The organism is Mariprofundus sp. EBB-1, from assembly GCF_003665155.1.
Classification (GTDB): Bacteria; Pseudomonadota; Zetaproteobacteria; order Mariprofundales; family Mariprofundaceae; genus Mariprofundus.
Window position 1 is genome coordinate 1 of record NZ_RCFQ01000006.1, and the last position, 13,425, is coordinate 13,425.

The 13,425-nt window shown below is 46.5% G+C and carries 14 protein-coding genes and 1 tRNA gene; 6 read left to right on the forward strand and 9 right to left on the reverse strand.

The genetic code is table 11. The features are described 5' to 3' along the window. Window positions 1–278 precede the first annotated feature (278 nt). From D8Y20_RS03720 to D8Y20_RS03730, 3 genes are all read left to right on the forward strand, one after another. Entirely contained in the window at window positions 279–785 is a 507-nt protein-coding gene (locus tag D8Y20_RS03720; protein ID WP_121541709.1) for a DUF2155 domain-containing protein, read from the forward strand. An 8-nt stretch (window positions 786–793) separates the two neighbouring features. Beyond that, window positions 794–870, forward strand: a tRNA-Arg gene (locus D8Y20_RS03725). A 224-nt stretch (window positions 871–1,094) separates the two neighbouring features. Then, complete coding sequence (locus D8Y20_RS03730) at window positions 1,095–4,562, forward strand: hypothetical protein (protein ID WP_121541710.1); 3,468 nt, start codon at window positions 1,095–1,097, stop codon at window positions 4,560–4,562. Between the two features lie 271 nt (window positions 4,563–4,833). On the opposite strand, the gene D8Y20_RS03735 is transcribed toward D8Y20_RS03730, so the two are convergent. Both D8Y20_RS03735 and D8Y20_RS13890 read right to left on the reverse strand, forming a co-directional pair. Continuing rightward, window positions 4,834–5,211, reverse strand: coding sequence for a hypothetical protein (locus D8Y20_RS03735; protein ID WP_121541711.1), 378 nt, complete (start codon window positions 5,209–5,211; stop codon window positions 4,834–4,836). Between the two features lie 101 nt (window positions 5,212–5,312). Continuing rightward, on the reverse strand, window positions 5,313–5,612 hold the full coding sequence (locus D8Y20_RS13890; RefSeq protein WP_121541712.1) for a transposase: 300 nt from the start codon (window positions 5,610–5,612) through the stop codon (window positions 5,313–5,315). 661 nt (window positions 5,613–6,273) lie between these two features. Between D8Y20_RS13890 and D8Y20_RS03745 the strand changes: the two genes are divergently transcribed. Genes D8Y20_RS03745 through D8Y20_RS03755 form a run of 3 tightly spaced genes read left to right on the forward strand, consistent with a single transcriptional unit; the run spans window position 6,274 to window position 10,145 of the window. Next, window positions 6,274–6,570 (forward strand): antibiotic biosynthesis monooxygenase, encoded by a 297-nt coding sequence (locus D8Y20_RS03745; protein WP_121541713.1) that lies wholly within the window; start codon window positions 6,274–6,276, stop codon window positions 6,568–6,570. Between the two features lie 22 nt (window positions 6,571–6,592). Beyond that, a complete protein-coding gene (locus tag D8Y20_RS03750) occupies window positions 6,593–7,738 on the forward strand; it encodes an FIST signal transduction protein (RefSeq protein ID WP_121541714.1) in 1,146 nt (381 codons plus the stop codon). Continuing rightward, window positions 7,731–10,145, forward strand: a complete 2,415-nt coding sequence (locus D8Y20_RS03755) for a PAS domain S-box protein (RefSeq protein ID WP_161957572.1) — start codon at window positions 7,731–7,733, stop codon at window positions 10,143–10,145. Before D8Y20_RS03750 ends, D8Y20_RS03755 begins: the two co-directional genes overlap by 8 nt. Window positions 10,146–10,317: 172 nt before the next feature. Here D8Y20_RS03755 and D8Y20_RS03760 read toward each other — a convergent pair whose 3' ends face one another. The 7 genes from D8Y20_RS03760 to D8Y20_RS03780 all read right to left on the reverse strand — a co-directional run bounded on the left by D8Y20_RS03760 (window position 10,318) and on the right by D8Y20_RS03780 (window position 13,375). Further along, on the reverse strand, window positions 10,318–10,857 hold the full coding sequence (locus D8Y20_RS03760) for an HAD family hydrolase (RefSeq protein ID WP_121541716.1): 540 nt from the start codon (window positions 10,855–10,857) through the stop codon (window positions 10,318–10,320). Between the two features lie 194 nt (window positions 10,858–11,051). Beyond that, complete coding sequence (locus D8Y20_RS03765; protein ID WP_121541717.1) at window positions 11,052–11,711, reverse strand: hypothetical protein; 660 nt, start codon at window positions 11,709–11,711, stop codon at window positions 11,052–11,054. A gap of 51 nt (window positions 11,712–11,762) precedes the next feature. Then, complete coding sequence (locus D8Y20_RS03770) at window positions 11,763–12,224, reverse strand: hypothetical protein (RefSeq protein WP_121541718.1); 462 nt, start codon at window positions 12,222–12,224, stop codon at window positions 11,763–11,765. A 254-nt stretch (window positions 12,225–12,478) separates the two neighbouring features. Next, window positions 12,479–12,673, reverse strand: a complete 195-nt coding sequence (locus D8Y20_RS13515) for a hypothetical protein (protein ID WP_147434013.1) — start codon at window positions 12,671–12,673, stop codon at window positions 12,479–12,481. A gap of 42 nt (window positions 12,674–12,715) precedes the next feature. Next, window positions 12,716–12,871 (reverse strand): hypothetical protein, encoded by a 156-nt coding sequence (locus D8Y20_RS13585; protein ID WP_153232654.1) that lies wholly within the window; start codon window positions 12,869–12,871, stop codon window positions 12,716–12,718. Beyond that, window positions 12,864–13,127, reverse strand: coding sequence for a Txe/YoeB family addiction module toxin (locus D8Y20_RS03775; RefSeq protein WP_121541719.1), 264 nt, complete (start codon window positions 13,125–13,127; stop codon window positions 12,864–12,866). The genes D8Y20_RS13585 and D8Y20_RS03775 overlap by 8 nt, the downstream gene beginning before the upstream one ends. Next, window positions 13,124–13,375 carry a type II toxin-antitoxin system Phd/YefM family antitoxin gene (locus D8Y20_RS03780; RefSeq protein WP_121541720.1) on the reverse strand — a complete coding sequence of 84 codons (252 nt, stop codon included), beginning with the start codon at window positions 13,373–13,375 and terminating at the stop codon, window positions 13,124–13,126. Before D8Y20_RS03780 ends, D8Y20_RS03775 begins: the two co-directional genes overlap by 4 nt. Between the last annotated feature and the right edge of the window lie 50 nt (window positions 13,376–13,425).

A 13,425-nucleotide genomic window follows, 5' to 3' on the forward strand; every position in this document is an offset into this window, starting at 1 on the left:
TTTTGTTAATTTGAACGAGCTAAGCTCGCCCCGAAGGGGTGAAGGGTAGGAGCTCTGAAAACAAAGCTGCAGGACGCAAGCTTTGAACGAGCTAAGCTCGGCCCGCAGGGTGAAGGGCAGGATGCCCTGAGTAATCCATCTCTCTCGACTAGTACCCCCCCCCCAACATCATCCTCTTACGTGCAATCGACAAACACCTTAAGGGAGAAAGACATGAGATTAACATCCCATATATCAATAGCACTTTCTTTTCATTCCCGCCCGGCTATCCTGCCCACATGAAGCGCATTAACCTGCTTACCCACTCCCTGCTGATCATCGCTGTCGGTTTTTTCATCACCGCCTGCGAACAGCAACAAGCCGAACAGATTGAATGGCAACTTCCTCTAGCTGCCCCTGAAGATCCTCATGGCAGCAAAAATCAGGTAAACACCATTCCTGATTGGGCTGTTGCCCGCCAGGGAGAGGCTGAAGTTGTCTGGCTAGAGAAAAACACCACACAAAGATTCACCACAAAATTAGCTTTGGGTGGTAGCTCCCATCTCAAAAACTGGGATATACAGCTGTTGGGACTAGCTTCCGGCCTCAGGGTGCAAAATAGTGCTTTCATCAACGATGAAAATGTGGACAATGCCGCCGCTCTCGTAGAGTTACGCCGGGATGGAGAACTTATCTATCGCGGTTGGTTATATGAGCAATTTCCCGAATTATTCGGCATGGATAATCCGGAGTGGAAAGTATGGTTGAAAGGCATTACTCTTCGGCCCGCTGAAAAAGAAGAATAACAACACAGGCTCCCTTAGCTCAGCTGGATAGAGCATCTGACTACGAATCAGAAGGCCGGGCGTTCGAATCGCTCAGGGAGCGCCATATTCAAAAGGACTCACAGAAATGTGGGTCCTTTTTTATTTTGGCACAATTTACAGCCTCACATCAAAACACCTTATCGGCCTATTCCTTTCAGCACGGATCATCTGCCCTCATGCCCGGTCAGTTTCGTAAAAACAGGAAAGCACTATCGACCTACGAAGTCGTAGTAGTTATCATTGGACAGACATCAGATACATATTATAAGTCATAACATTGGATATCACATGAATAACAACGCAGCGCCGGAAAATAAAAAAATTACATCTGCTCCCCATCAATGGCATCAACTCATCAACCTCAAGCTGGCAGCGCTCGGACAACCCACCTGCTGTCTCGATGATGGTGATTACTCGTACCTGACCATTGCAGACAGTCTACTTAAACGGTACGCACAACAACGACGCTTATTATCCGCTTACCGTTGCCCTGCCGACCAGCGCATTCAAAACTTTCTTAACAACTATCTATCTGAAAATGATGTGGATCAACAAATCGAACTGCCCGGTACAACCTTTATACTTGATCAAGCAGGCATGGCCCGGGAGGCATCCCTGCCACTGAATAATACGCATTTCCATTCTGAGCTGCTCGACTCCTATCGCCTGATACAAGGCGTGCTACACAACCCGAAAAATGACCGTCGCACCACCAAAGGTGTGTTTCATATCGCCGCTGGCGGATTGCCTGTACCCGCAGATAAACTCGAAGTACCCGTCACCACCTACGCCGCTCTGCTCAATGAAGCGCTGAATCCACCGCGTGATCTACTACAACTACCAGCTACCAGTGAAGAACCTGAGAAAGCAGAACTATGGGTTTCACTACTATTGCGGCCAACTGTGCGACCGGGTGTTCCTGGTGCTGTCGGTGTGGCAGGCCTCCTCTCCAACAAAAGCATGGAAATACGCATGTTCGCTCCTGGAGGACTGGTCTCAAACCTCGATTTTGTGGAATCGATATTCGGCAATGCCGGTGATCCATTCCTACCTGAAAATGATGCAGCCCTTGATATTGAACACTGGACTGGGCAGAGCGGCTGCATCATTCTCGCTCCGCATTTGATTCACTTAAAGAAAAAAGCCCTGGGGCTACCGTACATTGATGATGCTACAGAACGCCAGGTTCGCGATGGCATGTACTGGCAGAATAAAGATGAATGCTACAACGATGGCAATGCATTTAAATTGGTCTGCCGGGATAAACGCGGTGTCATCGTCACCGTTATTGCCGACAACTATTTCGGCTATAGCAAAAAAGAGATCAAGTCCCAGATTAGCTATTCAGCCAATATCTTCGGCGGTTGTGAGGAAGAACATGCCGGAGGAGCACTGGCTTTCCCGCGTTACAATCTTGGTGAAGTATATATCCCTCGCACCCGAGATATGCTGAAAAACCACAATTATTCAGACCTGCGTCATCGACTTGCTGACAAGATTGAACTCAAAGAAGAGGGGTATGCTATTGACCGGCAATACCCTGACATTATTTATTTGCCTGAAGACGCACAAATCAGCTTGCATAATATGCAGGTATGCTGGCAGGGAACGAATGAACGCTCCCGAATCAAGCTAAGGGCTACTAATACATTCATCTACCCCAGCGGCTTCCGGGTACACATGGAACGCCATCCCGATGCACCAAGCTGGCATCTGATCGGCACATTGGGTGAAGGCACCTTCTGCCATAAACCCAGCACCGTGTCCGGTGGTGGTAAATCGGAAATTTCCAAATCCATTGCTGGTGCAGTCATTTCCGGACCAACCTACGTCGATAACTTCGAACAGGACCTTCAACAGGTTCGAGTGATTTTCGAACGCGATTATTCCAATCGCTTCCGCCATCCGGAGAATCAGCCTGCAGATCAGCGCAACCTGCTCAGCAGAGAACGCAGCCTCGGATCTGTCATCACCCTGCTAACCCCTTCAAACAGCGACTATTCCGATGCATACAACCAATGGCTGGAGACTATTCCACACCATATTCTGGCACTCGCTTTTATGATCAAACGTTTCTACAGAAGCGCCTGGGGTGATAACTGGCATGAACATTTTTCTGTTGATACCGTCAACGGCAAACCCGGCAATGAATTGAGATATCACGGCCGCAAGCTGTTAGCCAGCTATCTGCGCGTAGGTTTTGGCGAGGATGGTAGCTGGCGTCTGTTCAAGCTGCGTCAGGATTTTGTTGCGTCGGACAAATTACAGATGGAAGATGACATTAGCGCATCTATCGTCATTCCCACCTCATATGTAAGCGGACTGAGTCCTGAATATCATCATCCCTGTATCAAGTTGGTGGATAACTGCGAAAACAAACTATTCCAACGTCCTGATGAAGCGATCAACCGTGGTGCAGATGCGCAGACGGAAAGCGACCTTTCCAGTGGAAACAGTTTTATTTCCAATTTCGCTCCGTTGCAAAAAAATGATGCTCAGGAACTCATTGATGATGTCATGCATTTTGAAGCGTTCACCCAACCAATGCAGTCGCTCATAAAGCAAGCATCGGACATGCGTGATCCACTCTATTTTGTCTCTTCCGCCCATCCACGCATCGTTAATGGAGAACCCACCCTCAATGTACGCTACCTGCAAGATCGCCCTGACCTTACAGATCCTCAAGCCAGTTATCTGGCTGAAATAAGCACACGCCTGAAACGTGGACTTGAACCGGAGCAGCCGGTTCATTTCCCGGTCAACGCTGTCTTAACCGGCCGCCGTAATAATCCACCTGAGCCGGGCGTCAGATCGCTAGCCGTTTACAACCCGATCCACTATCAGGAACTACCTGAACTATTTATGGATTTCATCTGTAGCCTGACCGGAAAATCACCATCAACAACAGGAGCCGGCTCTGAGGGCGCGCTAACCAAAGGCCCGTTCAATGCCTTGTCAGCCACGGCTGATCTCAATAATGCATTGGTATCCTTTATCCTGTGTGGGTACAACGGATTCTCCACAGCGGCCGGATTTATCGGTAAAAATCGGCGTATTGATCACGACATCAGCATGCTCATACCTGAAATATGGTGCCGACTGCCAGCCGAACTGCAAGATCCCACCGAATTGATCAAACGCGGGTACCTGAAAAAAATGAAGGATTTTGAATATCAGGGTACTACCGTTTGCGCCAGCAGGCTTGGCTACCGAATGACAAAGCGCTTCGCACGCAATCAATTTGGTAAACTGTTTGATACACCTGTCGCGCTATTCGACAAAGCGATGTTAAAGCCTGAATCGCAGGACATGCATGCCTTTGTGGATGGCATCAACAATATTTGCCAGGCCCAGCAGCGTGTAGCGCTTGATTATTTTACAGACGGTTCCATCCACGATGCCTGCCCACCACTGAAAGCACTACTGCATATCATGGCATACGGACACGTTGATCATAAACAGATAGACGATCCATCCATTCGACACATGTTCACGCGCGACTATCTGCTACAGAGTGACTGGTACAAAGAACGTCTACTCATCAAGCAATCCCGTGATACGCAGCTATGGCTTCAGCACAAGGCCTACCTCAACTCACAGATGCAAGCCCTCGATGAAGATGAGACTGATAGAAAGCTTCAGTTGGCAGAGCAGATCAGCGAAGCGGATGGTATGATCGAAAAGGTGAAAAGCCTGACCTATCTGGAACGCCTGCACGGCACGCTCGGTGCAGACTGGATTCATCGCGATCTGTAATCATTGCTATAACCGGTAGCGATCAAGAGTGAAGGGTACGGGAGTAAATGTGCCTTTCATCTTTCTTACAGCGACATGATTATAATCGCAACCTGATCCTCAGTATCAGATTTTTTTCGTCAGCAGGAACTGCGAATCAGATCAGGCACTAAGTGATTGATTTCATGCCTCACAGCACTAGGCGGCTCCCTTCTCTGTACCATTCCACTATCCTGTGAAATGGTATCTTCAGAGAGCTGTGTTTGGCAGGAGCCAATAAACCCACATCTCCCTAACTCTTTCCTTCGCCCTCATAGAGCCATTTTCTGGCAGCATTCATGCCTCTAAATACACTGACATTGCCATGCTCATGACTGATATAGGCTTGAAATATTTTTGAACGACCAAAAATCAGGGGATCCGGAGCAATAATCGCTCGTCTGGAAACTCTGCCCCAAGGACTTCTATCAACCAGACCAATCACATTCGCCACTATATGGTCCACACTCACTTCACCGATACAGTCCATCAACTCAAACATATCAGGATTGAATTTCGGATCACTTCTCAATTCGTTTTGATGAGCTATGATCTCAGCATTTGTTACATGGCCGGTAAACGTTGAAAATACTGTTTGTTGACCCAAATCTATAGTATATGAAATAGTCACCACTCCCTCCGCAAAATGCCTTCAATCAATTCACTAAGTATACTGCAACGAAAAAAACAAAACAGGGCTAGTGCCTGATCGTTTTGATCATTGCAATCAGTTTAGATTTTTACCTTATCTCTTGTACGAAAGACACAATGATCCCTTAAATAGCCTCCTCTGAGCATATATAAATTAGTGCGTGTAATAAACATATGAACCTGCGAGATCTTCTTCTTTAGCCCGCGGTAGCGTATTTTCTTGAACCCAAATTGCTGTTTGATCACACGGAATACATGTTCAACCCGAGCCCTAATGGAAGATTGTTTTCGGTTTCGCTTTTTCTGACTCGCTGATAAATTCTTCTTGGGTTTACATTTGTCATTCACACAGTAACGCAAACAACCTTTTGCGCACCTCATTTGTAACTGTCACGGGTGTAACCTGCATCAACAAACACAACGACATCATCATGGCGTAGTAAATTGGGCAATTCATGTATATCTGCAATATTAGCACGGACACTACAGACCCAACACTCACATGATGACATGCATGCAGCTCAAAGGGTTCTACTCCCAAGGGTTATAATAAAACGATATATTTTTCTTTTGATAATCTAAGTAAAGCCAAAAAATTGCGATAATGCCCGCCACTGACAAAAGGACCAATAATAAAATGTATATTTCCTGATTATTCATCTTACCACTATAGCACAAAAAACCACCCATGGGGGTGGTATTTGCAATAAATCATTCTCGATGATTATAACATGGCCGAAGTAAATCCCATGACACCAACAATCACTGTCATAATCACGATGGTTTCTACATCACTACGCAGATCATGCCCTTCTTCATATTTTTTCAATTTCTTTATCATATTCAGCCTCCGTGTTGTTCCCTTGCAGCCAACTCTCGCGTCATGAAGCTCCACCTTATGTGACATGCATCACCCAGTACCAATACGCACGATATCCTTCACACAGACCAGACCAAGAGTGTGAACATCTCTCCCTATTTTTTTGGTTGTGCCTGTCACCTTTCATTCTATAATATATCCAATGGCAGAAAGGAGTATTCGATGCATACAATGATTGTTTATGTCCATGTGAAACAGGAATACCTGGAGGCATTCATTCAAGCTTGTAAGCTGAATCATGAAGCTTCCGTTCTAGAGTCAGGCAACCGACGTTTTGATGTGCTGCAATCTGATGAAGATTCCGCACGGCTTGTACTCTATGAGGCTTATGCCACCGCTACCGATGCTGCCGCACACAAAAATACTGCACACTATCGCCTATGGCGGGATACCGTGGCCGAGATGATGGTAGAGCCACGCCAGGGAACGCCTTATCAGGGACTTTTTCCAAACACGTGATTGAACGGTAGGAGCTTGTCATATGTATTTTGATCAAATTGATGAATCATCCCTGACTGAGGCAGTATCAAATGCTGCCGCACCCTATGACAGCCCTGTGGCTGTCATATTTCTATCAGAAAAGCATGCGGATAACGTCCCCGATCTAATCAAACGACTGAAAGCACTGAAAGTTCCATTTATTGGAGGTCTCTTCCCTGCCCTTATTCATGGTGAAAAGGCATACCACAGCGGTGCGATCATCAATGTATTCCCATCTGCACATGCCCCCATCGTTGTTACCGGATTGGATCAGGACAATTACACCGCCCCTGATTTAACTGAACTGCTGGAGGCAAACAGCAGTAGTCAGGCTACCGCAATTATTTTCATGGATGCCATGACTGTCAATAATACAGCACTGCTTTCCGATCTGTTTCACCATGTCGGCAACCGGTTACATTTTTTCGGCGGTGGAACCGGTTACAGCGACCTGCAACATCGCCCTTCCGTGTTTACCCGGGATGGTTTCATCAAAGATGCCGCCGTGATTGCCTTTACCGGATTAACCAGCACCATCGGTGTCCGCCACGGCTGGCAGCGTATCAGTGAAGAGCCCCTGATTGCCACGCGCAGCCATAAAAATACCGTATTTGAATTGAACTGGGAACCTGCTTTTGACATATATAAGGCATCGGTTCAGGAACATGGCCAAACCGATATCACCACCGGCGCTGATTTCCATGCCAAGGCCAGCCTGTTCCCGTTGGGCCTGTTCCGCGAGGGGCAGGAAGATGTGGTGCGTGACCCTATTGCCCTACAAGAGAGTGGGCATATCCAGTTTGTTTCCAGCGTGCCTGAAAATTCGGTGATGCATCTGCTGCATGGCAACAGCGCATCGCTTATTGAAGCTGCATCTATGGCTGTGGATGACTGTCAATGGGACAAACATAAGCAGGCATCCCACTGCCTGATCATCGACTGTTATTCGCGCACACTGGCTCTGGGCGATGCCTTTGACACAGAACTGCAAGCCGTAAGTCGCAGGCTGAAAGAACATGGTCAGCATTGCCTGCCGGAAGGTGCCGTGACACTCGGAGAGATCTCCTCTTATGGCGATGACTATCTTGAACTATTCAATAAAACAGTTGTGATCGGTCTATTGCATGACGGTCTATTGCATGAATAGAGCATCCACCAATGCGGCCATCATCAATGATGTGTTGGTATTGTACGAACTGTCACTGGCGATTGGCACGGCACTGGAGCCGCAGAAAAATTGTGAGGGGTTTCTCAATATTCTGCAGGCAAGGAAGAATATTCCACAGGTATCGGTCTGGGTTCGATCTGAACTACTGGCTGCAAATGCGGACTCAGCGCTTGCTTTGCTCTATGCAAACCCGAGAAGAAGCTGCACTGCTCCTGATATTCAGGATACCAAGCACCCGTTTGCCCGGGTTGTCAGCAATCAACGCCCCCTACTGATTGAAGTCGGCAGTTCCGAAGCAGATATACTCAGAGGCGAACGGACACTGACAGGCGGTATATTTATCATTTATCCGCTACCTCAGTTGGGTGTGTTGGAGCTCTATTCAGCATCGACGTCACTGTCACCAAAAGCCGTTAATCAGTTGAAAAGCGTGATCGATAAATTTGCCGTTTCACTTGCCGGATCGCTGTCACATGCGCGAATGCTGCAAGCTGAAGCGTTGCTGAAACAGAGTGAACAGAAATATCGCACGCTGGTTGAAAATTTACCGCAACGCTTCTTTATCAAGGACAAGGATTCCCAATATATCTCGTGCAGTAAAAATTATGCCGATGACCTGGGTACCTCCCCCGAAGCTCTGGTCGGCAGAAATGATTATGATTTTTTTCCAGCTCATATTGCCAAAGGATACCAACGCGATGACAAGCGTATTATGTCCAACGGCACAACAGAAGACATTGACGAAAGCATTGTGTTCGATGGTCAAGAACGCTTTATCCATACAGTAAAAGCGCCTGCCCGCGATGAGCACGGGCATATCAACGGCGTGCTCGGCATGTTCCTGGATGTGACTGAGCAGAAACAGGCCCGTGAACAGATAGCGCGGCTAGTGGCTTCGGTTGAACATGCCCAGGATGCCATCATCATTTCCGATCTGGATTCACGCATGCTCTATGTGAACCCGGCTTTTGAAACTATAACCGGATTTTCGGCCGAAGAGGCCGTGGGTCAGTACACCAAGATTCTGCGCAGCGGCAGGCATCCGCGTTCTTTTTATGTCGAGATGCTGGAAACAGTCAGGCAGGGCAATGTCTGGCGCGGCGAAATCATCATCAAGTGTAAGGATGGCAGCTTTCGTTACGTTGAGCGCAATGTTGCTCCGGTGCGCGATGAGTGTGGCAATATCATCTGCCAGGTTAACATCCAGCGCGATATCACTGAACACAAAAAGATGGAAGAGCAGCTGCTGCAGTCTCAGAAGATGGAGTCTCTGGGCACACTCGTTGGTGGCGTGGCGCATGAATTTAATAACGCACTCGCCGGTATGACAGGTCGGTTGTTTCTGCTCAAAAGTAAAACATCTGCCCTGCCATCAGCACGGAATGATATTGAGATGGTAGAGAAACTCTGCTTTCGTTCAGCCGACATGGTCAGACAGATGCTGGCATTTGCCAGAAAAAGTCCGCTGCAAAAGAAAGATCTTGATCTGACTGCTTTCGTCAAAGAAACCTTCAAACTGCATCGCTTGAGCATTCCCGAAAGTATTAACCTACAGACCTCATTTTCTCCCCAGCCCTTGCCGGTGCATGGTGATTCCATCCAAATTCAGCAGATTGTGATCAACCTGTTGAATAATGCGCGTGATGCGGTAGGTGGAAAAAAACATCCGGAAATCATTCTGAAAGTCAGCTCTTTTACACCCGACACAGCCTTCCTTGAAGCGCATCCGGAAGCTGGCGGCAAGCAATATGCGCATTTAATGGTCTCCGATAACGGTTGCGGTATTAGCGAAAAGAAACTGAAACATATTTTTGATCCATTTTATACCACCAAAGAGGTGGGAAAAGGCACCGGCCTTGGCTTGTCTATGGTGTACGGTGCCTGTGCGATGCATGGCGGTTTTGTCGATGTGGTTTCGTCGCAAGGAATCGGCAGCAGCATGCACGTCTATCTGCCGCTGCTGATGACTGAAGCCAAGAAACCATCCCTCACATCCAGGCAAACTGAAGCTGGTCATGGCGAAACGATTCTACTGGTCGATGATGAGAAAATACTCAGGAGTACGGGTAAAGCGGTGCTGGAAGCATTGGGTTATGTTGTGCTGGAAGCTGCCGATGGCATGCAGGCAGTCGAGATATTTGCGGCGCATCAGCATGAAATCAGGCTGGTACTGATGGATGTGGTCATGCCGAACATGGGCGGGGTTGAGTCGGCGGAGAAAATGCATCGCATCCGAAGCGATACACCGGTGATTTTCTGTACAGGTTATGACAAGAGCGATGTGCTGGCCAACAGCGGCATCCAAGATGAGATGGTGCTGAGTAAACCCTACAGCGTCGAGACCATCAGCCGGATAATGCGCGCCTGCCTCTCCGAAAGCGTATAAATGCAACGCTTCCTATCAGAGATGGAAAAGCCATTTTCTACCGATAAAACAGATAGAGATACAATCTCTGAAATGAACGAATAAAAACATCAATTCCAATGTTTTATTTCCTCTCTACCTCTCCCTTTCACGTTGCAGGAACATGATGCATTCACTGCAGAAGAATGCCCATTTAGATTCGTGAAGCACTTCTCCAGCCGCGTTTTTCTACTGTGCGAATATTTTCCACCATTTGTAAGGTTTCCAAATATGGCATCAACCGAATTAAGGCATCATCTGCGACATCACCCACAAACGGATCTATACGCAAAAGGTTTCCATAATTGCGTTTTAACTTCTCTGGAGAATCATCCAAAGCAATCACATGATTTAAATCTATGCCCTTACGTTTTACCTTTTTCAGATCTTTAATATAGATCGGTTCATAAGTGAATGTGTTCATCCGGGTAATGCACTGCTCTCGATGCCAGAGAAATTTAAGCTCATCAGGATCACCTATAATTTCAGAGACAACACAATGCGCATAATCAGATGTGGCTGAAGTCCAAACAGCCAGCTCAAAGCGCTGCTTACAAAACGCAATAAATGCATCTACATGCGGGCGCTTATACGCAAAATAATCTTCTATTGTGAAATCATGTGAGATGGGCAGACGCGTTTTGGAGGCATGAAATAGCGTTTCATCCAGATCAAGGATCAATAACTTTCTCATATCAAGGCCTCCGACGGAAAATTTATATGATCTACGCTAAATGATCCATTTCCTTGTGCCAGCCATAAAACAATCATTACGCACCTAAAATCTTGATAACGCGTCAAGAAAAGAAACAGGAAGCAACAAAATCAGTAAAAAAAACCGCGCAGCGCATATCATCATCTCAATGCATGCATCCCCATTCTATATGCTTACTTCTCATTCACTTGATACACGCGTTTATGAGATAAATTCAGTCGATAGGTTCGTTCTGCTTCCAAAGGGTATCTGTTTCTATTTTCATCGTTCAAATTCTTAAGCGGGCCATCGGTAGAAAAACGCAATGCTTGCAGCTTGCCCGGCAACGCACGTAGATCCTCATTATTTTCCCAACCTTTTACATGAAGCGTGCCAGGATAAGGATTAAGAAAATATATTGGTTCAGGTTGCTTGTTCTGCTTTAGCCACAGTTGAAAATCATAAACCCCAAACATGGGATGCCCTTCTTCTGAAGTTTCCAATGCAATATATTTACCATGCCGATCAAGCTCGAACGACTCAACTAAGCCGAAACTCTCTGAGCCCATTGCTGCGCGTGAACCAGAGCTATCGATTAAAAACCAGTATGGCTCATCTTCATCCATTCCCGTACAGAAGTGCTGCGGATCATCGGGGCTTATATCCACACAGAGAAGCTTTCCACTCTCATCAATGGTTGCAGCTTGCCTATGATGCTTAAAACCCTCTTCAAGAGTGCTTGCTGAAGCTCTGGCTACATGAGCAGAATCAACTTCTCCCCCGTTATTGTAAGATTGGCAACCTGAAACGAGCAATAGCGAGGCCATCGCAAAAACCAAGGTCTGAAATAACATAAGTATTCTAAGCAAGGTTAAGTGCCCTATAGCTTTTGCTTGGGCTAGGGATCAACACCCACGCGCCCCTGTAAGAATAGCCGTGGCTGATTTCCTCATTTTCTTAGAGACAGTCAGCGTGATTTGGACTGGCATCACTTCGCAATCTTCTCCAGAGCATGAAGGCTCCTCAGTAACAATCATATCTACAGAATAACCGCCACCACCCCACGCCTGTTTGAGAACTGGTTTTCCATTCACTGTAATATGATCCTCTCCATATTGAGCCATCATAATATCCCGCCCATCAAGGTTCATGATCCACATCCCATCCAACATGCGCATGGCAGTTGGTTCAATTCTCAAATGTGGCGTTTTTAAACTGAGCGCATAGCCACAACGCTGGCTTGCTTCATGATCATTGAGTGACAAAGCTGAAATAATAATAGGTGTTTCAGCATCTTCTTCTGCCACTGCTGAAACATGGACACACAAGCTCAACACGAACACCAACAAACACCGCTTAAGAATCATCATTAACTCCCGTTGTTCTATGAAATCACGCACACAAAATCTACCCGTCTCTTCCGTGCTTTGCATGATGCATTGAACAACGCTGCATTTTTAAAATGAATATTTATATAAAGTGGCTATCTGATTCATTCGACAATGACGCTTACGCCTTGGAAAGTCAGAAATATCAATATATGAAAGCCTGGCCCCAAATCTGCGAACGTGTGAGCCGAAGACCTTTTTTGCAGTTTATCATTTATTAAATGGACCTGAATTTACTTGATTTCTAACTTTGGAGGGCTCGTTTTCACAGGGTGAGCCACCATTTTGCTCAGCAACTTAAATCCCCCATCAATCAATTCATAACAGTGCTCTGCATGTTCGGTCCCTTCATGCACAGCCCCACGCATAATCAGCAGGCGGCTATTGGATTGAAACTGCAACGGTTTCATCTCTCGTTGCAGTATCACGCAATCTGGTACGAAACATTAGGCCCTTTTCATCGGTCAAAATCACCTCTGCGACCGACCCGGAATAACTTGAATCACCGCATACATCACAAACGGCGAAACCTCTTGCTTTTGCTGTAAAACAGCAGCTACACACCATGATCCGCTCAACGACAGAAACATCGCAAGAAGAGAGATCACCAACATCACTTTATTCATAGTGAGTCCAACAGCGTAAAATATGGATAACTTTTTTTTCACTATCGACAGAATAGACCAAACGATGCTGAATATTGATTCGGCGGGAGTAAAAGCCTTTTAAATTACCGATCAGGCTTTCATATCGGGGAGGCATTACAAACGGGTCTTGCTGTATCTTTTCCAATAGCACTCTGGTTTTTAAGGCCAACCCAGCTTGTTTGATTTTTTTTAAATCCTTCACTGCCTGCTTGGACAGAATAACATCCCAGCTCAAAGATCTAGATTCTCAAGAGAAGTTCCTTCAGATAAGGGTTCATCATTAGCCTGATGAATTGAGTCCACAAGCCCTGAAAACTGGTTCAGATAAAGAGTTTCCTCAACAGCCCGCCAATCATCAGCTCCCAGAACTACAAAGTCACCACCATGCCGCCGCCGAACCTTAAGAACATCATGATTATTGATACAATCATCTACCTTCGCTTTGAGTGTCTGTCTAAATTCATTCGCGCTTGTTTCAATCATGATCACTCTCCATATCTCACACCCATATCGTACTGTATTTCGGTACTGTT

Coding starts and splice junctions, on each gene's coding strand:
- D8Y20_RS03720 (WP_121541709.1), top strand. CDS start 279: ATGAAGCGCATTAACCTGCTTACCCACTCCCTGCTGATCATCGCTGTC.
- D8Y20_RS03730 (WP_121541710.1), top strand. CDS start 1,095: ATGAATAACAACGCAGCGCCGGAAAATAAAAAAATTACATCTGCTCCC.
- D8Y20_RS13890 (WP_121541712.1), bottom strand. CDS start 5,612: ATGAGGTGCGCAAAAGGTTGTTTGCGTTACTGTGTGAATGACAAATGT.
- D8Y20_RS03745 (WP_121541713.1), top strand. CDS start 6,274: ATGCATACAATGATTGTTTATGTCCATGTGAAACAGGAATACCTGGAG.
- D8Y20_RS03750 (WP_121541714.1), top strand. CDS start 6,593: ATGTATTTTGATCAAATTGATGAATCATCCCTGACTGAGGCAGTATCA.
- D8Y20_RS03755 (WP_161957572.1), top strand. CDS start 7,731: ATGAATAGAGCATCCACCAATGCGGCCATCATCAATGATGTGTTGGTA.
- D8Y20_RS03760 (WP_121541716.1), bottom strand. CDS start 10,857: ATGAGAAAGTTATTGATCCTTGATCTGGATGAAACGCTATTTCATGCC.
- D8Y20_RS03765 (WP_121541717.1), bottom strand. CDS start 11,711: ATGTTATTTCAGACCTTGGTTTTTGCGATGGCCTCGCTATTGCTCGTT.
- D8Y20_RS03770 (WP_121541718.1), bottom strand. CDS start 12,224: ATGATTCTTAAGCGGTGTTTGTTGGTGTTCGTGTTGAGCTTGTGTGTC.
- D8Y20_RS13585 (WP_153232654.1), bottom strand. CDS start 12,871: ATGAATAAAGTGATGTTGGTGATCTCTCTTCTTGCGATGTTTCTGTCG.
- D8Y20_RS03780 (WP_121541720.1), bottom strand. CDS start 13,375: ATGATTGAAACAAGCGCGAATGAATTTAGACAGACACTCAAAGCGAAG.